The organism is Natronoarchaeum sp. GCM10025703 (assembly GCF_042661985.1).
In the GTDB taxonomy this organism is placed as follows: Archaea; Halobacteriota; Halobacteria; order Halobacteriales; family Natronoarchaeaceae; genus Natranaeroarchaeum.
The window spans coordinates 1,798,846-1,817,575 of record NZ_JBHSZF010000001.1 but is presented as its reverse complement, the minus strand read 5'-3'; the positions used below and the strand labels follow the sequence as shown (position 1 = coordinate 1,817,575).

Genomic DNA, 18,730 nt, shown 5'->3' with positions numbered 1-18,730 from the left:
GACGGATAGCTGGCTCCGCACGAGCGGTTCAGTATCGGCTCTGCAACGCCGCGAAGACGCTCCCGAGGACCGCACCGTACAGGATGTGTCCCAGCCCGCTAATCGGGTTGACTGCCGGTATCGGTGGCGATGCGGGGCCGACGGCACCGAGCCATGCCGGCATCACGATTCCCGCTGCGAACAGCCACAGCACGACTCCCCAGATGATCCCTAGCGACATACTGGAGAGCACCTCGGTGCGGTACTGATCGAGCGGTGGCCAGGCGAACGCGACGCCGAACGTCAGCGCGAAAATCACCGAATGGGCCATATGTGCGGCCCAGCCCGCGACTGTGGATTCCAGCGTGTACAGCCCTGCGACGGACTGCATGATCCCCATGACGAGATACATTACGATGCCCATCAGTACGCCGGCGATGAGTCCACTCAGAACGAGTATGACCCAGAAGTCGGCGGTGAAAGTGAACTGCTCGTTTTCGTAGGATCGGACTCCCATTATGTCAGCAGAATCGGTTGGACAGGGTATAGTATCTCTCCTGAAATGTATTCGGGATACACAGCCGACTGGGAGACGGAATCGAGTTCTAGAGGTAGCCTTTCTCCAGCAGTAGTTCGCCGTTCAGCACGCTCGCGCCGGCGGCCCCACGGATGGTGTTGTGTGCGAGGCAGTCGTACTGGATGCCGTCGCTGGTCTCTTTGACCGGGCCGGTTGCGAGCGCCTGCCCGTCCGCGAGGTTCCGATCCAGACGTGGCTGGGGCCGGTTCGGATCCTCGAAGACCTTGATGAGTTCGTCCGGTGCGCTGGGGAGGTCGATGGTCTCGGCCGCGCGGAACGCCGACTCGACCGTTGCGCTGTCGACGTCATCGTCGAGTCGGGCGAAGACGTTCTCGAGATGACCGTCGAGCGTCGCGACGCGGTTACACGATGCCGAGACGTCGACGTCGTGCCAGGTCAGTTCCGCGCCGTCGAACTCGCCGAGCAGTTTGCGGGACTCCGTCTCCATCTTGTTCTCCTCGCCGCCGATGTGCGGGAGGACGTTGTCGATAATCTCCATCGAGGTGACGCCCGAGTAGCCCGCGCCCGAGACGGCCTGGAGCGTCGCGACGTGGACGCGGTCGAGGCCGAACTGGTCGAGGACGTTGAGCGACGGCACCATCGTGATGGTGGAGCAGTTGGGGTTCTTGATGAGTGCGCCGTCCCACCCACGCTCGTCTCGCTGGACTTCGAGCAGGTCGATGTGGTCCTGATTGACCTCCGGAATCACGAGCGGAACGTCCTCGGCCAGCCGTGAGTTCGAGGAGTTCGAGGAGACGATGTAGCCGGCCTCAGCGAAGTCCGGTTCGACTGTCTCGCCGACGCTCGAGGGGAGCGAGGAAAAGATCAGGTCGACGTCGTCCGGAACGGCGTCCGGCGTCGTCGCGCCGACGGTGATGTCGGCGACGTCCTCCGGAATCGGCGAATTGACGCGCCACTTCGCCGCGTCACTGTAGGCCGATCCCTCGCTCGATTCGCTGGCGGTCAACGCCGCTATCTCGAACTCCGGGTGGGGGTCGAGTAGTTGGATCAGTCGCTGGCCAACGGCACCGGTCGCTCCAAGAATTCCAACGCGTACAGACATTTGGTATAGGTGAGATTCCACGAGTCAAAACGGTTTGGATACGGTCTCGGTAGCGGGACGACTCGGATCGGCCGAACATATTCGTCCCCCTACCGGTGGCTGAGAATCGGTAAACGGTTGATAGGTGGTCCGGCAAGAGGGCCGGGTATGAAGCTACAACGCTCGACTATCGCGACCATCCTCGCGGGAGTGTTCATCGTGAACCTCATCGTGATGGGTGGTGGCGCATGGCTCACCTACGAGAACGAACCGGAGATACCGGGCACTATCGTCGGCCCGGACGGCGAGACGGTTACGACCGATGCGGATGTCCAGGCCGGAAAGACCGTCTTTCAGGAGAACGGCCTGATGAACCAGGGCTCCATCCTCGGACACGGTAGCTACTACGATACGGATTACACGGCGGAGACGCTGGAGTTGAAAGCCGAACACATGCGGTCGTACTACGCCGACGAACGGTACGGCACGGAGTATTCGGCCCTCGATCCCAGTGATCAGGCCGGAGTCGACCAGCAGGTTCGCCAGGAACTGGACAACAGCGAGTACGAGTCCAGAATCGAGTACTCCGCGGCCGAACTGTACGCACACGAGCAGGTCCGTGAGGAGTACGTGGAGCGCTACTACGGTGGCGACCGCGAACGCGGCATCCCCAGCGAGCAGATTTCGACGGCTGAAGAGGCCGAGCAGTTCGCTGACTTCGCGCTGTGGACCGCGTGGATCTCCCACACTGATCGACCGGGTTCGGACGTCTCGTTCACCAACGAGTGGCCGTACTCGCCCGCAGCGGGGAACGACGCCAGCGCGTCGGTGATGACCTGGAGCGTTGTCGCGATTGTGTTGCTCGTTACCGGTGCCGGGGCCGGAATCTGGCTCTACCAGGCGGTCGAAATCCCCGAACCTAACGCCGCAGGGATGTCGATCCCGCATCCCAGAGATATCGATCTCACGCCGAGTCAACTGCTCAGTTCGTGGTTCATACTCGTCGGCGCGCTCTTATTTCTCGCACAGACGTTGTTAGGTGGCTTACTTGCCCACTACTACATCGAGCGCGACGGCTTTTTCGCGCTCCGAGAACTGGTCGGGATCGACATTCTGGAGTGGCTACCGTGGTCTATCGTCCGGGCCTGGCACATCGATATGGGGATCCTCTGGATCGCGACGATGTGGATCGGGGCCGGCCTGTTCCTCGCACCGCTGATGACCGGCCGTGATCCGCCGCGGCAGGCGCTGTACGTGAAAGGCTTGCTTGCCGCCCTGCTCGTCGTTGTCGTCGGTGGACTCGCCGGAATCTGGCTCGGCGTCCACAACTTCTTCGACGGGCAGTTGTGGTGGCTCCTCGGTACCGAGGGCCTCGAGTACCTGGAGGTCGGGAAAGTCTGGCAGGCGGGCCTCCTCGTCGGCTTCCTGGGATGGACTGCACTGGTCGCACGTGCGTTCAAGCCCTTACTCGATAGAGAACCTCGCTACGGGCTTGCACACATGATCGTCTACGCGGGCGGATCGATCGGACTCCTGTTCGTCGCGGGGTTCATGTACACGCCGAAGACGAACATCGTGACCACCGAGTTCTGGCGCTGGTGGGTCGTCCACATGTGGGTCGAAGGTGTCTTCGAGTTCTTCATCCTCGTAGTCATCTCGCTGACGCTCGTCTCGATGAACCTCCTCAGGAAGCGCTCGGCCGAGAAGGCGGTCATCTTCCAGGCGATATTCGTGATGGGCAGTGGGATCATCGGCGTCTCGCACCACTACTGGTGGATCGGTCTGCCGGAGGTGTGGCTCCCACTCGGGACTATCTTCTCCACGCTGGAGTTCGTCCCGCTGCTGTTCATCCTCTACGAGGCCATCGGCCAGTACCGGGCAATGGGCAGTACGAAGCGTGACTTCCCCTACAGGATGACGTTTTACTTCATTATCGCATCGAGCGTCTGGAACTTCTTCGGGGGCGGGGTGATGGGCTTTTTCATCAACCTCCCAATCATTAGCTACTTCCAGAGCGGAACCTATCTCACCGTCGCGCACGCCCACGGTGCGATGTTCGGCGCGTTCGGCTTCCTCGCGATGGGGATGGCCGTCTACATCCTGCGGGTGACGACTCGCGTCGAGCGCTGGTCCGAGCGACGCCTGCGCTGGTCGTTCTGGCTGTGCAACATCGGTCTCGCGCTGATGTTGTTCCTCTCGTTGCTCCCGATCGGCTTCCTGCAGCTAGAAGTCGCCTTCGCCGACGGCTACGCGGCGGCGCGGAGCCTGGAGTTCTACAACGGTGAACTGATCCAGACGCTGTTCTGGCTCCGTATGCCCGGCGACACGCTCGTGATCCTCGGATCGCTCGTCTTCGCCTGGGACGTCGCCGAGAAGGTGTTGTTCCACCGCAAACCCGCTCAGGAGAGCGCCCGGAACGTCATCTCTGATCGCGTCTTCGACCGTCAGAGCGGCGAACTCCCCGCTGACGACGACTGAGCGGGGTCGGCCGTACTCACGGTTCGAGGACGGACCTGTCGGTGCCGAACTCGATTCACGAGGAACGCAGAAAACGAGTTACGCTACCTGACCGGCTTTCTTCCGCGAGATGAATCCCGCGACGCGGTTACGAACGTCCTTGGACTCGATGTTGGTGAGCGTGTCGACGCCTTTCTTGTTGTGCTCGAAGTCGTCCGAGAACGCGTCGGGGTACCGCTCCAGTAGTATGTGGCCTGTCTTCTTGACGTATCCTGGTTTGATCGGCATGATAGGAGAGTTGTCCGCTCGGTGCCTAAAAGGGTTCGATTCCGCATCCTTAGCGGACGTTCTCACTGGGCGTCTCGCCAGTCGACCAGTTCCGAGAGCCGTTCGAAAGCGGCCTGCTCCCCGGTCCGCCGCAGGCATCGACGACGCTCTCGAAGTAGGTTAGCCGGTCGACCAGCGTCGCGGTGTCGTAGGCGTCGACGTCGAGGCGTGACGCCGCAACGGTGGCCTCGATGACGGCGTAGTAGCCACGGTTCGTGGTTCTGGGGTGGCGCTCGGCGACCGCGCTATCGACGGGTCTGAGTGCCCATTGTTCCGTTTTCGTCCCCTCGTCGTTCTCGACGCCAATCGATTCGGCGGAAACTTCGACCCACGCGTCGGCCTCGTCGAGCACGGGTTCCTGACGTTCGCGGATCGATAGCGCGGCGTCGACGAACAGTTCGGGATCGTAGGCGAACTGCACGTGGCCCCGACCGTTCCGGCGGAAGTTGCGCCGCGTCCGGGTGTTCCCCCACGTCGTCGCGGTGACCGGATCGCCCGCGTGGACGCCGAGGGCGGCGACGTTCCACAGATCGTTCGGCCCGAGCGTCGTGACGAGGGATTCTGTCACGCCGACGAGGTCGACGGGCCACTCCGCGGTGTCGGTCTCGCTCACGTGAACACACCTCCCGGTCGCCGCCCGGACGCGTCCCGACTCACGGTTCGATCCTGTCCCGTTCCAGCGCGACGTAGAGTCCGCCAGCCGTCAGATCCGCCGTCGTTCCGGGATTGATCCCGGCCCGTAGCAGCGACTCGGCGAAGGCCTCGACCAGTTCCGGGCCTCCCTCGCGCGCCTCCTGTGCCCGCACCATCACGCTCCGGGCGGTCCCATTCCCGTGTTTCTTGGCGATGTGTTGATCCGGTTCCCGCGAGAGCAAGTAGAGAAACGTCGCTGCGGCGCGGTCCGGAAGCGGGCCGTCCCCATCGGCGATCAGATCCGCGGCCTGAAACGTCCGCTCGAAGCCGTTGGTCCACTCCTGTGCGATGCCGTCCCGATCCGCGCTCTTTTCCATTAGTTCGGCCAGGGTCAGTCCGCGCTCCCGGACTGCGGGCACCGCCTCGCTTCCACGCCGGACGTCGAGGTCGTCCATCTCCTCCGGTGGATCGCCCGCTCTGACCTCGACATGGTCGAACGCGCGGTAGAACTCGGCGGCGTCATCGACGGTCGTTCCCCCGACCACTGTCCGCGCACCGTCCCGGGTCAACTCCTCCGTGGCAGTCGCTCTGACGAGTGGTACGAGAGTCAGAAGGGCGCCGAACTGCGTGTTACCGCCGGACTGGTCGGCCATCCCCTCGATCGATCGCTCGAACGCGGTACCGACCCCCGTTCGGGATCCAGCGCCATGCGGAGTCCGTTCTGTGCACCGACTGCACCGGCGAGAAAGTGCTCGAACCGCAGTCCCGGAAGATCGTGTTTCCGATCGACGTTGCCCGGTTTCGGGGTACCAGTGACCTCCACCAGGAGCGCGAGTTCGGCGTTCTGTGCGGGCGTTCGCATACGTGTCTACGTGGTCGCTTTGGCTACTTATAACGTGGCGAGACAGCCGATGATCCGGTCACCGTTCGCGTTCCCTCGCGGCCGCGTCGGTATCGGACTGACGCGTGTCGCCATCGAAGTCCAGTTCGGCGTCGTCGTCGAGAAAGCCTTCGATCCGACGCTCGAAGGTCTCTTCGTCGATTTCGCCGGCTACGTACTGCTCTCTGAGTTCGTCGACGATATCTGTCTCCTCCCCTCCGCCACCTCATCCGACTCGGATCTCGTGAGCATCCAGGCGAACGCGATCAGCGGGCCGACGATCACTGCGATCCCGAGGGTTCCTGCGAGCAGGCCGAAAAGTGCGTTGCCAGTCTCCGCGCCGACAGCTATCGCTGCGAAGACGACGCCGAGCGCCATCGACGCGACCGTCATGACGACGACTAGTCCGATCAGGATGGCTACGACCGTCGCCCGGGGAGGGAGGTCGTCGAACCAACCGGCCAGGGCCATGTGCTATAGTAGCCGTACCGGCGCTTGAAAGTTGGGCTGAGGGGGTCGCCTACGATCACAATTAGACGGAGTATTGCCCGAACCACTCGTCGGCCGCCTCGCGGACGCGGCGGAGGACGGCCGGTTCGTTGCTCGGTCGACCGACGCTGACCGCATCCGCTCCGTAGGAGAGGTACTCCTGTACTGACGCCCGATCACGGACCTCGTTGTTGGCGATTACGAACAGTTCGGTCGCGTCCGTTATCTCGTCGACCATCGGTTCGGAGTCCATCGCGTCGACGTGGACGAACGATGCCCCGGCATCCTCGATGACTTCGGCCGTACCCACCAGATTGACACCCTCTACCTCGGTTCGCATCTTCACGCCGACGGTCGCCCCCGTCGCCGCCGCGCAACCGACGTACTCGGCGAGGCGGTCGGTATCGGCGAGCAGGGACTCCCCACAGCCCACCGCACAGAGTTCGTCCTGTCGGCAGTGCGCGTTGATCTCCAGGAGCGCGTCGTGACGCGCACAGACCTGTGCGGCAGACTGGAGCGGGTCGAGGGTGGTTGTCCGGACGTTCCACCCCGGCCGGATCGGCACGTCCTCGAGCGCCTGTAGTTCCCGTTCCACGAACGCGAGCGGATCGTCCGGTAGGAACTCCTCGCGGTCGCGGTTGACGAGCGAGCGCGCGGCCTCCCTGCTGTTCTCGTCGAGGGCGATTCCGCCCAGAAACGCCGCACCGGCGTACTCGGCGCCGTACTCGGCCCACTCGGCATCCGCCCGGCCGCTCAGACTGGCCAGCGCGACGCGCGGTGCGAACACGTCGCTATCTGACCTCCTCCAGCGCGCGCTCGACCGCCGTCGTCACCCGTGCGGCGTCGGAGCGGTCGTCCATCGTAATGTCCGTCTCGACGGTCGGCTGTTCGAACTCGGTGTCGTCGCTCTCGTCGACGACGAACGCGTCGGCGAACGGGAACGCGGTTTCGAGTCCCGCGCTGCCCGGCTCCGCGCCGACCGCCTGCATGAGCTTTGCGGCTGGCCCGGAGAACGCCTCCCCCTCGATGAACGGCGAGACCACGACGACGTTCGTCGACCCGAGCGCGTCACCGATGCCCGGCACCGAGAGCATCGGCCCAATGCTCGTCACGGGGTTCGAGGGGCCGACGACCACGTCGTCTTCGAGCGCCTCCAGCACGCCCGGTGCTGGCTCGGCATCGGCGGAGCCACGGAACTCCACGCTGTCGACCGCGGGGTCGGCCTCCTCGGCGACCCAGAACTCCTGGAAATGCATCGTCCTGTCGGGTGTATGTATCATGCTCGCGACCGGATCGTCGCTCATCGGGAGGACGTCCACCTTGATGTCGAAGCCCGATGCTGCGCCGTCGTGACCTCCGACAGCGTCTTGCCCTGATCGAGCAGACTCGTCCGGGTGAGATGGACCGCCCGGTCCCGGTCACCGATCTCCATGAACTCCGCGGCTCCGGAGAACCGACGCCAGTTCGCCAGCGGCCGACCTGCCGTCTGTTTCTCGTCGGGTAGGTATGCCGGTTCGTCGTCGATTCCCATCGCCTCGCCGAGTTCCTGAAGCGCGGTGTGGCTGCGCGTCGTATCCCCCTTGATCCCCCACCAGCGCTCGCGGTCGAGGACGCCACCGCCCTGAAACAGTAGCGTGTCGACGTCCGGACAGACGAGGAGTCCGCCGAGTTCTACGTCATCGCCCGTGTTCGCGATGACCGTCGTCTCGTCGGGAGAAAACGAGGCTGCGGCACCGTCCAGTAGCTTCGGCGTGCCGGTACCGCCCGAGAGAAACGTAACCATACGAGTCGTAGGGGAGTGCGGGAATATAGTAGTGACGAGTGTCTCCGCTTTCACCCAGAGAAAGATCCGACCAGGCCAGTCACACGGCTATCGGTACAGATCGAGCTTCTGGAACACCGTCCCCAGCAGGACGGCGACGGGGATGATCTCCAGTCGGCCGACCCACATGTTGAAGATCAGGGTCACCTTTGCGATGTCGGGGAGCGTCGGCCCGGTGATCCCGCTATCGAGTCCGACCGTACTCTGTGCACTCATCACGTCGAAGATCACGTATTCGGCCGGATAGTCCGGTGTGAGAACGAACAGCATCAGGGCAACACCGACCATAAGACAGAGGATCCAGAGGACGAGCACGACGGCTGCCTCCGTGTACTCTCGCTCGACCTGCTCCTGGTCGAGTTTCCGATTTCCTAGCTGCAGGTATCGTACTGCGCTGTCGGCGGTGAAGACGCCCCGAATCTGCCAGACAGTGCCTTTGAGCAGGACGAGGACCCGGATGAGTTTGAGACCGCCGACAGTCGACCCCGCCGCGGCCCCGGTGAGCATCCCGAGACAGAGCAGAAACGTCGCTCCCGCAGTCCAGACCTGTTCGGTCCCGTTACCGATGGTCGTCGTTCCGAACCCGGCGTTCGACGTCGCAGAGACGAACTGGAACAGTCCGATCCGGAACGTCTCCTCGAACGTTTCGTACTGTCCGTTTGCCCAGAGCAGGGCGGTCAGAACGACCGTTCCGACGGTGAACCAGATGAACACCCAGCGGGTCTGAATGTCCCTGTAGACGTTACGCAGGTCGCCTTTGAGGATCATGTAGTGGGCCGGGAACGCGATGCTCCCCGCGATCATCACGGGGACGACTGCGTACTCGATCAACGGCTCGCCGTAATGGCCGATTGAGTTCGCGTGAATCGAGAACCCGCCGGTGGCAATCGCGGTCATCGCGTGGTTGATCGCGCCCCAGAGCGGCATCCCCGCCGCGAGAAAGAGCACGATTGCTGCGAGCGTGATGCCGACGTAGATCTTCCAGATCTCCGTTACTGTCGAGACGATGCTGGGGTGGATCTTCTCCGACCGTGCTTCGCTCTCGTACAGCGTCAGCGACCCACTGCCGGGACGAGCGAGAATGGCGACCGTCAGGACGATGACGCCGACACCGCCGATCCACTCGGTGAACGAGCGCCACCACTGCAGTGATCGTGGTAACTGCTCTTCGATTGCGGCCATCGTCAGCCCAGTGCTAGTAAAGCCGCTGATGCTCTCGAAGATACCGTTGACCGGCCGTCGAAAGACGGCGACAGTCTCGTTCGTCGGCGGCGTGTTCGCCCAGGCCGGATAGGGATCTACTGCGATGGTCCACGCGATGAACAGGAACGGAAGGGCACCCAGTATCCCGACGGCCCCCATGCGGAGGCGGCCGTAATCATCGCTTCGAGTTTCCCGGCGTCCGGAGCCGTCTCCCACTGACGAACGAGGGCGGTCCCCAGGCCACCGACGATGGCTGCGGAGGCCGCGAACGCAGGAATCGCGTAGAACTCCCGATAGATGCTGGCAACGAGTATCGAGATTAGCATCATTAACGAGACGACCTGCAGTATGCGACCGAGGTCACGTCCAATCGTCCGATACCGTTGCTTCATGACGGACTGCCGGTAAACGCCGAAACCGCATCGTCCAGCGAGGCATCATCGGTAAAGACGGTCACCATATCACCCGCCTCTATCTTCGTGCTCCCTTTCGGTGCGCGAATCTTCCCCTCCCGCTCGAGTGCAACGATGAGTGCCCCCTCGGGCAGTCCGCCGGATTCCAGTGCAGTGTTGAGACGCACCCCGGCCATGGGTGCATCTTCGCTGACAGTTAGCTCCACGAGTTCGGTCGTCGAGTCCAGTTCGATGAAGTCGCTGACCTTCGGATATCGGACCGAGTGATACAGTGTATCGGCGATCAGCCGCTGTGGGTTCTCGATCAGCGTCGCGCCGACCTTCTCGAAGACGGGGAGGTTATCGGGGTCGTGAACCACGCTCACGAGGTTCGGAACGTCGTGTTCCTGGGCGAGCAACATCACCATGATGTTTGTCGCGTCGATATCGGTCGTCGAGATAACTGCGTCCGCCTGATCGACTTTCGCCTCCACGAGCGTCTCGTGGTCTCTCGCGTCGTCGTTCAGTACGAGACAGTCGTATGTCGCTGCGGCCTCGTTCGCCCGTTCTTCGTCCTGCTCGATGACGACGATATCGTTGCCGTCCTCTACCGCTCGTTCGACCAGATACGAACCGATATCGCCCGCGCCGACGATGATCATATACATCAACGATCACTGAATCCTGGGGCAACGACGAACTCGAACGATCCGTTCAGAAAGGTCGTACGGGAATAGACGGAACAGACGTTTCGTCATCGATAGCATGGAACTGGGTTGATTTCGAGTGGTCTTGTATTTTGTGTGATCAACACGGAGCTACGACGGTAGAGGCCTCCTAATGCCCGAAATGTGGATCTTGGACGCCTCTATGTAGTTTTAAGCGTTCGTCCCGTCAAATAGTACGTATGAGAGACCTTCGTATCGGGAAACACGGAGTGGCGGTCCTTGTCGCCATCTTTCTGATCCTGACTATCGAAGATATCTTCATCTGGATCAATAGCGGAATCGTTCCCGGTATCGAGTTCTTCATCGCGTCGCTGGCCGTCGTCGTCGTGTTTGCGCTCGCTATTCGCCAATCCCAGAAGTACGATCCACCGGACAGTTAATTAGACACCGATCGTCGACCCAATGTCCGGTCGACTACCGATCGTCGACCCAATGTCCGGTCGACTACCGATCGTCGACCCAATGTCCGGTCGACTACCGATCGTCGACCCAATGTCCGGTCGACTACCGATCGTCGACCCAGTCGGTGAAACTACCATCTAGCAACGACTCGCGCTGGCGTTCTACGTACCGGCGCTGCATCCCGTACACCGCACTCTCGAAGTCGTCGCCGTCCTCCAGTCGGTTCTGCACCTCGCGGCGCTTCCATTCGGCAGGCGTGATCCCGTGACGGACGCGCTGTCTGAGCGGCCAGAGGTAGGTCTCGATATCTTCGTCGGTGAGGCCTCGGCCGCGAAGCCCCTCCGCGGCGTGTGCGAGGAGGTCGCCGTACAGCGCCGACGTGTCGGTTGTGTGCTCGCCGCTGTTGGTGATCCACTGCAACTCGGCGTCGAGGCCGTTCCGCATCGCCGCGTAGAAGTTGTCCCGGGCGGCCTCCCACTCCAGATCGGCGACGGGGTGTTCGACCTGTGGGAGGCTCTCCAACAGCCCCGCGAAGACGGCGAGAAACGCGACGGAGTCCCTGACCGTCGGCTGTGCGGCGATGGGGCGAAATTCGATTCGGGCGTTCGCTTCCGAGCGCGTCGGGCCGCCGAGGACCGGGCGGACCCAGCGCCAGTAGGTGCCGTGTTTGCGCCGGAAGTGAGCGAACTCGTCGTCGAAGCGGTTGCCCGTCTCGACTGGCATCGGGACGATGGTCTCGTCCGTAGCGATCCGTTCGACGGCCTGCGAGACGGAGTCGACATCGCGTGGGAAGCTGACTTTCCCCTCACTCCGCTCCGATCCGGGCGGATTGAGCGCGGACTCGAAGATAGCGATCCGGTGTTCCATCCAGCCGTCGTCGAGGATGTCCGCCGCGGTAGCGTCCTCGTCGTAGAGGTCCGGGGGAAAAACGGGGAGTTGACCCCCAGCGCGAGGAGCGGCCCGGCGATCCGGATCGCATAGCGGAAGTACTCGGGGAGGTCGATGGCCTGTGGCACCTGGTAGTGTGGCTGGATCGACGTGATGAGGCTTTCGGGCATCACCGTGTCCGCCGATAGGGAGACGTGGGGTGCCTCGATACACATTCCGGCCTCGGTGGTGCCGTCCGCGTTGGCCATCGCGTGATACCGGGCGGTGTTGCTCATGTTCGTTGCGATCCGAATCTCGCTGTCCTCGACGCTGTCGGTGAGATAGTTCTGGGCCGTCTCGCCCTCCGGCGGTATCGTCCAGATGCCGTCGCTGACGAGTTCGATCCCCTCGGGTCGGGTGCAGTCGAGCGCGGCGGAGAGTCGCGCACAGATTTCTGCCTCCTCGGCGGCGAGGCCGTGGGCGTTGAGTGGCTGTGGGCTCGTCGTCATCTCGGCGTTATGGAGGCCCAGTTCCTTCTCGAAGCCGACCAGCGAGAGCAGTCGTCGTGGGACCCGTCGAAGGGTTCCGACGGCATCGTCGACACCTGCCCACGGGTCGCTGTCCGGGCGGGCAACAGCGTAGAACTCGTACTCGAAGCCGACGATGGCCTGTGAGTTGTCGAACGTTCCTGCTCTAAGCTCTTCCTTGATGACCTCCGTGTCTGTCTCGACAGCCGCCTGGAACTCCTCGGCGTCGACCGACAGCAGGTCTGCCACCTGCGCCGCGAGTTGGGCCTCCGGCATACCCTCTCTGTGACGCCGACGGTATTGAAACCCGCGGCTGCGTCACCTTCGGATCGTTTTTAACACCGACGGGCGTACCGGCTGGCGATGGAGTTCAGGGAGTTCGCCGACCACGCCGAACGGATCGAGGAGGAGCCAGCGGATCTCGAAATCGTCTCGCTGGTGACCGACCTGCTCGCGGCCGGCAACGACGACCTCCCGCTGATCGCCCGGTTCGTGCAGGGTCGCGTCTTCCCGGCGTGGGACTCGACGACGCTCGACATCGGTCCGAACTACCTCTACGAGGCAATCGCCAGAGCCGCCGGACGAAACGTCGGCGCGGACGACGTCGAGTCGACGCTAGCCGATGTCGGTGAGATCGGTGCCGTCGCGACAAGCTACGAGTTCGGCGGCCAGCGCGGCCTCGCGTCGTTCGGTGCGGGCGGCGACGAGGATGCCCTGACGGTCGGCGAGGTAGCCGACGAACTGGAGACGCTCGCAGCAGTCTCCGGCGACGGGAGTCAGGACACGAAGATAGATCTCCTCTTTGGCCTCCTGAACCGCTGTGAGCCGATCGAGGCGCGCTATCTCGCCCGGATCGTCCTCTCGGAGATGCGGATCGGCGTCGGCGAAGGGGCTGTCAGGGACGCCATCGCGTCGACGTTCGACGTGCCCGTCGAGGACGTCCAGCGCGCCCTGCAGGTCTCGAACGATTACGGTCTGGTCGCAGAGGTCGCTTGCGACGAGGGGGGCGAGGGACTCGAAGAGATCACGCTGGAACTGGGCCGCCCCGTACAGGCGATGCTCGCACAGGCCGGGTCAGTCACCGACGCGCTGGAGGAGTGGGAGGAAGCCGCCGTGGAGTGGAAGTACGATGGCGCGCGCGTCCAGTTGCATTACGACCCCAACGGAATCGAGGGCAAGCGTGATACGACGACCCGCGTCTTCTCGCGGAACATGGAGGACGTCACCGCCGCGCTTCCGGAGGTCGTCGAGTTCGCGGAGGACCGTCTCGCCGAACCGGTCATCCTCGACGGGGAGGTGGTTGCCATCGACGCGGACGGCGACCCGCTCCCGTTCCAGCAGGTGCTCCGGCGGTTCCGGCGCAAGCACGATATCGAGGCCGCACGCGAGGACGTGACGGTCCGGCCGTCCTTCTTCGACTGTCTGCACGCGGGCGGGGAGGACCTGCTCGAAGAACCGCTCTCCCGGCGTCACGACCGGGTTGCCGACCTGCTCGGCGACGGCCCGGAGCGCTCCACGCTCGAAATTACCGACGATCCCGACGAGATCGAATCAATCGATAGCGAGGCGCTGGCGGCCGGTCACGAGGGGATCATGCTCAAAGATCCGGACTCGACGTACTCGCCGGGCCGTCGCGGCAAGCACTGGCTCAAACGCAAACCGGACGTCGAGACGCTCGACCTCGTCGTTACCGGCGCGGAGTGGGGCGAGGGGCGACGGGCCACCTTCCTCGGCACGTTCCTGCTATCGGCCCGGACCGCAGGCGGCTACGAGACGCTGGGAAAAGTCGCCACGGGTATCACCGACGAGGAACTCGCGGAACTGACGGACCTGCTCGAACCGCACATGCGCGGCGAGGACGGCCAGAGCGTCGATATCGACCCCGAAGTGGTCTTCGAGGTCGGCTACGAGGAGATCCAGTCCTCGCCGACGTACTCCTCGGGCTACGCGCTCCGTTTCCCCCGGTTCGTCGGCGTCAGAGACGATATCGACGTCCACGACGCGGATAGTCTAGAACGGGTCGAACGGCTTGCAGACTGAGCCCTGACCGAACGCCGGAAGCCGAACGCTTAACGATCCAGTCGACTAGCGTCCAACTATGACTGTTACCTACGGCGACCTCACTATCGACTGGCTCGGCTACGCGACCGTTCGGATCGAACACGACGATACGGTCGTCTACCTCGATCCCGGCCGCTACGGCGTCCTGACCGGCGAATGGACGCCCGAGGGGCGGGACGTCGGCCACCCGCCGGCCCGAGAGTACGATGCGCAGGACGGCGACCTCGTCTGTATCACCCACGACCACCACTACAACTCCGACGGGATTCGCCGCGTGGCGGACGAAGACGCGACGGTCGTCGCCTACGATGCAGTGTACGCACCGGGAATCGGCCGCGACGTCGAGCGCTTGCAGGATCTGCCCTACGACGTCTTGCGCGTCGACGAACACACGGACGAGTTACTCGGCGACGTGATCGTCAGGACAGTACCGGCGTACAACAGGCCGGACGGCCCGAACGTCGACGCGAGCGGCGAGCCGATCCATCCCGAGGGGTTCGGCGTGGGCTATCACCTCACGTTCGGCGATACGACCGTCTTCTGGCCGGGGGACTCGGACGTGCTGGAGGGCCACGAGCAGCTAGATGTCGACGTCTTCTTGCCCTCTATCAGCCAGAGTTTCACGATGGACCGCCACAGCGCGGCTGATCTCGCCGAGGAACTCGACCCGGACCTCACGCTACCGATCCACTACAACACCTTCGGGGCGCTGGAGGCGGACTCGGACGCGTTTGTGGTCGATCTGGCAAAGCGGGGCCTGCCCGTCGCGCTGGACGAATCGTAAAAAGTCTATAGCATCCCCATCTCTTCCAGACGGTCCGGGAGATAGGTGTCCGTCACGAAGTCAAGACCGCGCGAGGCAAGCGCCTGCTGTTCGGACTTCTTGCCGATATCGAGCTGGATCTCGATCTGTTCTTTCCAGTACTCCGTCTGGAAGCGCGGGTCCTCCAGTTCGCTCTCCAGGGCGTTGATATCGGAGTCCGAAAGTGGGTCGGTCGGCAGGTCGTACTCGACGATGTCCTCGGGGCGGACGCCGATGAACTGCGCTTCCGGCGTCGCCAGATACTTCGAGAGGTGGGCGGACTTGATCGAGCCATACGCGACGGAGCCGTAGATCCGGTAGGACCACGGGTCGGCGTCAGTAAAGACCGTCACCGGAAGGCCGAGTTCGTCTTGCAGTCGCTTGATCAGCCGGCGGGTCGCCCGCGCTGGCTGGCCTTTGAGGTGGACGATCAGAGCGTTGTACTCCTCGTCGAAGCCGTTCTCGACGAGGCGGTCGCGCATACCACCGGTCTCGACGGCGAGGACGAAGTCGGCGTCGCAGTCGAGGAACTCGATCGTGTCGGGGTTGTTCGGGATCTGGTAGCCCCCTCGCCGACGTCTTTCTGGCAGTGGATCTTGCGCTCGCCGCGGCGGGTCTGCTCGCGGATGTGGAGCGGCCCCATGACCGTCGCGCCGGACTCCTCGGGACGCATGTGGAAGTCCTCGCGAGTGACCTCCGAGACGATCTCCAGGTCCTCGATCATCTGGTTGGACTCGTCCTGACTGGAGAACTGGGCCTCGTCGCTGTCCCAGGACTCCGAGAGGTAGTAGAGTTCACGCAGGGTCGAAGAGCGATCCTCTTCGAGTTGGTTGTTGAGGAACTCGATGGTGTAGACCGCCTTCAGCAGTTTTCTCGCACCGCGGATGCTGTTGGCAGAGCGGGTGCTCTCGCGGTCGCCGTACACCCAGACGTTAGAGTCCTCGTCGTACTCGATGTTGGTCTTGGTCCGGGTCGGCAGACTCATCGTCGGGATCTCTCCGCGGTCGAACTGGTCGTAAAACTCCGCGGCGAGGTCGATCAGTTTCTTCTGGGCTTCCGTGTTGCTGTCAGTACTCATTGGTCATTCACCGTCAGTTTCGCGTCTTCGACGCCCTCTACCGTCACGTCGAACGTGGCATCGGGATCCGTGGCATACGATAGCGTGGCTTCGTCGCCGCTTTTGATCGTCGGCGACCACTTGACGAACCACTCGCCGTCCATCTCGACGACGGTCGCGTCGTCGGGGAGGTTGCTGGGCTCGGCCGTCACGATGTCTGTCAGTTCGATCGATTCGTTCGTGTTCGAGTTGTTTTCTATTGTCAGGTTCACCGTGCTGGCGTTGCCGTTGCCCTCGACCGCTCGGTCGACGAGGACGTTGTTCATAATCCGGGCCAGCGCGTCGTCGAAGTTCGGCGCCGACTGGTCGGTGACTTCGGAGACTTTCTCGGCCATCTCGGGCAGGATATCCGCCAGGACGTCCTGTTTCTTCTTCCGTTTCTCCATCGAGCGGCGCTTGTTGAGGTAGCTCTTGAGTTCGCGGGCCGCCTCGCGGATGGCGAGTTCGATCTCGTCTTCGATCTCCGGGACGTTGGCGATGGCGTCCTTGGACTCGCTCGTGAACGGAACGTTCGTCGAGGCGACGTGGATCATGATCACGACGGGGCCGTTCGGAACGCCGTTGCCGCCCGGCTGATCGAGGTTGTAGTTCCGCCAGCCGATATTCTTGATGACGTCGGTCGTCGCACACGCGCCACGCTGATAGACCAGTGGGACGCGGTTGGCAAACCGAAGCACCTCCGCTTTCCCCTCGGCGGTCAGGTCGCCGCCGTAGGCGATGCCGGCCTCGACGATGAACGGGTCGCCACCATGGACGTCGGCGTCCCGCGTCGCCGCCGCGTAGAAGTCGGCGTTGTACTCCTTGCGGAGTCCGGCCTCGACCAGCGTATCGGTGATCGGCGAGAGGCAGTTCGTCGGCGGCGACATGATGTTCGCCGCGCGCATCGCCTCTAGTAGCTCGCTTGCCGTGTCACGGCTGTCCGCGATAGCCGAGACCTTCGGCGGGTCGTCAGGCACGGTCTGCATGCGATCCCAGACCGCCTCGACGACGTTCTCGCGCGCTGTCCCGCCGAACGTCGCCTCGCTGTGCTCTTCGAGCATGTCCGCTGAGCGGTCCATGTACCGGTTCAGTTCGTCGTAGGTCGTCCGGTCGCGGAAATCGTCGCTGTCGGCGAACTTCGAGGCCAGGCGGTCGGCGATTCCCTTGATCGTCGCGTCGTCCTTGCGCGTACTCGTCGCGTCGTCGACGATAGTGTAGAGGTCGGCTGCGCGCCGTCCAGTTCCCTCGCTTTCGTCGTCTTCGGCTCTCTCGTCCGGTAGCCGTCCGTCAGTGACGACGGTCCAGACTGCCTCGACGACGTTCTCGCGAACCGTCTCGCCGAGGGTCGTATCGTGGCCGTTGCCGACCTCGGTCGCGGCCTCGCGGACTGCGGCGACCACCGTGTGGTGGGCGATCCGCTCTTCGTCGTCGAGTTCCGCTTCGACCGCCTCTCCGAACGCCTCCGTCGCGGCCGGGCTTTTGCCGTTGGTCGCGTCCACGACTGCGTCGGCGATGCCAGCCTCGTGGGTCTGGGGTGGTGTCCACGACATCTCGCGACCGTAGTGTCGGTCGCGGAAGCCGTCGATAACGCTGTCGGCCGTCTTCTTGCCGACGCGGGTGAACTCGCTCTGGAGGAATCCGGATATGGAGTGTGAGTCCGTCGCTTGAAGCATCTTCAGCACCGTCCCGAGTTCGACGCCGTGGGGGTGGGGGCGGATCTCCTCGGTCTCGGCGGGCAGTTCGGCCTCCTCGGCGCGCTCGAACTTGAAGTGTTCTTGCGGTTCTTTTAGCTCCACGCGTGCGTGCGGGTTGACGACTGCAGTGTGCTTGATGTAGTCGTGAAGCTGTGAGCGCGCTCGCATGTTCGCCTCCATCTCGATTTCGATCCGCGTGCCGTGTGGCCGATCCCACGAGGTCGTGTCCTCGGCCCGGATCTCCGGCTCGTTGGTGTCAGTGTCGATGACGAGTTCGAAGTACTCGGCTTCCTCCGAACCCTGCGTTCGGCTGGTGATCTTCGCCGGCTTGCCGCTGGTGAGCTGGGAGTAAAGTACTGCCGCGGAGATTCCAATCCCCTGCTGACCGCGGCTCTGTTCTCGCTTGTGGAACCGGGAGCCGTACAGCAGTTTTCCGAAGACTTTCGGAAGCTGTTCTTTGGTAATACCGGGACCGTTGTCCTCGATGATGAGCGTGTAGTAGTCGCCCGATTCCTGAATCTCGACGTAGATGTCCGGGAGAATGCCGGCCTCCTCGGCGGCGTCGAGCGAGTTGTCGACCGCCTCTTTGACGGCGGTGACGAGCCCGCGGGCACCGCTGTCGAAGCCGAGCATATGCTTGTTCTTCTCGAAGAACTCGGCGATAGAGATCGCTCGCTGGCTCTCGGCCAGTTCTTCGGCGATCCCTTCGTCCTCGCCGAGCGTCGATTGAAACGAGGTCATTACGGAACGGT

11 protein-coding genes and 6 pseudogenes are annotated in these 18,730 nt (G+C 63.2%); 5 read left to right on the top strand and 12 right to left on the bottom strand.

Annotated features, from left to right (window positions below):
• Positions 1-28: 28 nt before the first annotated feature.
• Together ACFQH2_RS10185 and asd are read right to left on the bottom strand one after the other, a co-directional pair.
• On the bottom strand, positions 29-496 hold the full coding sequence (locus tag ACFQH2_RS10185; RefSeq protein WP_377053289.1) for a histidine kinase: 468 nt from the start codon (positions 494-496) through the stop codon (positions 29-31).
• An 88-nt stretch (positions 497-584) separates the two neighbouring features.
• On the bottom strand, positions 585-1,619 hold the full coding sequence (asd, locus tag ACFQH2_RS10180; protein WP_377053287.1) for an aspartate-semialdehyde dehydrogenase: 1,035 nt from the start codon (positions 1,617-1,619) through the stop codon (positions 585-587).
• A 147-nt stretch (positions 1,620-1,766) separates the two neighbouring features.
• Between asd and ACFQH2_RS10175 the strand changes: the two genes are divergently transcribed.
• Positions 1,767-4,076: a nitric-oxide reductase large subunit gene (locus ACFQH2_RS10175; RefSeq protein ID WP_377053285.1), complete on the top strand. Its 2,310-nt coding sequence runs from the start codon at positions 1,767-1,769 to the stop codon at positions 4,074-4,076.
• A gap of 78 nt (positions 4,077-4,154) precedes the next feature.
• Here ACFQH2_RS10175 and ACFQH2_RS10170 read toward each other — a convergent pair whose 3' ends face one another.
• The 3 genes and pseudogenes from ACFQH2_RS10170 to ACFQH2_RS10160 all read right to left on the bottom strand — a co-directional run bounded on the left by ACFQH2_RS10170 (position 4,155) and on the right by ACFQH2_RS10160 (position 5,877).
• A complete protein-coding gene (locus tag ACFQH2_RS10170) occupies positions 4,155-4,343 on the bottom strand; it encodes a 30S ribosomal protein S17e (protein WP_377053283.1) in 189 nt (62 codons plus the stop codon).
• Positions 4,344-4,405: 62 nt separating this feature from the next.
• A pseudogene (locus ACFQH2_RS10165) lies at positions 4,406-4,995 on the bottom strand (DUF447 domain-containing protein).
• Positions 4,996-5,035: 40 nt separating this feature from the next.
• A pseudogene (locus ACFQH2_RS10160) lies at positions 5,036-5,877 on the bottom strand (triphosphoribosyl-dephospho-CoA synthase).
• 49 nt (positions 5,878-5,926) lie between these two features.
• On the opposite strand from ACFQH2_RS10160, the gene ACFQH2_RS10155 reads away from it, so the two are divergent.
• On the top strand, positions 5,927-6,394 hold the full coding sequence (locus ACFQH2_RS10155; RefSeq protein ID WP_377076696.1) for a hypothetical protein: 468 nt from the start codon (positions 5,927-5,929) through the stop codon (positions 6,392-6,394).
• A gap of 33 nt (positions 6,395-6,427) precedes the next feature.
• On the opposite strand, the gene ACFQH2_RS10150 is transcribed toward ACFQH2_RS10155, so the two are convergent.
• The 4 genes and pseudogenes from ACFQH2_RS10150 to ACFQH2_RS10135 all read right to left on the bottom strand — a co-directional run bounded on the left by ACFQH2_RS10150 (position 6,428) and on the right by ACFQH2_RS10135 (position 10,469).
• Entirely contained in the window at positions 6,428-7,171 is a 744-nt protein-coding gene (locus tag ACFQH2_RS10150) for a tRNA-dihydrouridine synthase (RefSeq protein ID WP_377053275.1), read from the bottom strand.
• A gap of 4 nt (positions 7,172-7,175) precedes the next feature.
• A pseudogene (cofD, locus tag ACFQH2_RS10145) lies at positions 7,176-8,167 on the bottom strand (2-phospho-L-lactate transferase).
• An 87-nt stretch (positions 8,168-8,254) separates the two neighbouring features.
• A pseudogene (locus tag ACFQH2_RS10140) lies at positions 8,255-9,801 on the bottom strand (TrkH family potassium uptake protein).
• Entirely contained in the window at positions 9,798-10,469 is a 672-nt protein-coding gene (locus ACFQH2_RS10135; protein WP_377053269.1) for a potassium channel family protein, read from the bottom strand. Before ACFQH2_RS10135 ends, ACFQH2_RS10140 begins: the two are co-directional and overlap by 4 nt.
• Before the next feature lie 239 nt (positions 10,470-10,708).
• On the opposite strand from ACFQH2_RS10135, the gene ACFQH2_RS10130 reads away from it, so the two are divergent.
• Positions 10,709-10,909: a hypothetical protein gene (locus ACFQH2_RS10130; RefSeq protein ID WP_377053267.1), complete on the top strand. Its 201-nt coding sequence runs from the start codon at positions 10,709-10,711 to the stop codon at positions 10,907-10,909.
• Positions 10,910-11,033: 124 nt separating this feature from the next.
• On the opposite strand, the pseudogene ACFQH2_RS10125 reads toward ACFQH2_RS10130, so the two are convergent.
• Positions 11,034-12,601: pseudogene (locus ACFQH2_RS10125) on the bottom strand (hypothetical protein).
• An 87-nt stretch (positions 12,602-12,688) separates the two neighbouring features.
• Between ACFQH2_RS10125 and ligA the strand changes: the two are divergent.
• On the top strand, positions 12,689-14,365 hold the full coding sequence (gene ligA, locus ACFQH2_RS10120) for an ATP-dependent DNA ligase LigA (RefSeq protein ID WP_377053263.1): 1,677 nt from the start codon (positions 12,689-12,691) through the stop codon (positions 14,363-14,365).
• A 58-nt stretch (positions 14,366-14,423) separates the two neighbouring features.
• Positions 14,424-15,170, top strand: a complete 747-nt coding sequence (locus tag ACFQH2_RS10115) for an MBL fold metallo-hydrolase (RefSeq protein WP_377053261.1) — start codon at positions 14,424-14,426, stop codon at positions 15,168-15,170.
• A 5-nt stretch (positions 15,171-15,175) separates the two neighbouring features.
• Here the strand turns inward: ACFQH2_RS10115 and ACFQH2_RS10110 are convergent.
• Together ACFQH2_RS10110 and ACFQH2_RS10105 are read right to left on the bottom strand one after the other, a co-directional pair.
• A pseudogene (locus tag ACFQH2_RS10110) lies at positions 15,176-16,266 on the bottom strand (DNA topoisomerase IV subunit A).
• Entirely contained in the window at positions 16,263-18,719 is a 2,457-nt protein-coding gene (locus tag ACFQH2_RS10105; protein WP_377053257.1) for a DNA topoisomerase VI subunit B, read from the bottom strand. Before ACFQH2_RS10105 ends, ACFQH2_RS10110 begins: the two are co-directional and overlap by 4 nt.
• Positions 18,720-18,730: the final 11 nt, after the last annotated feature.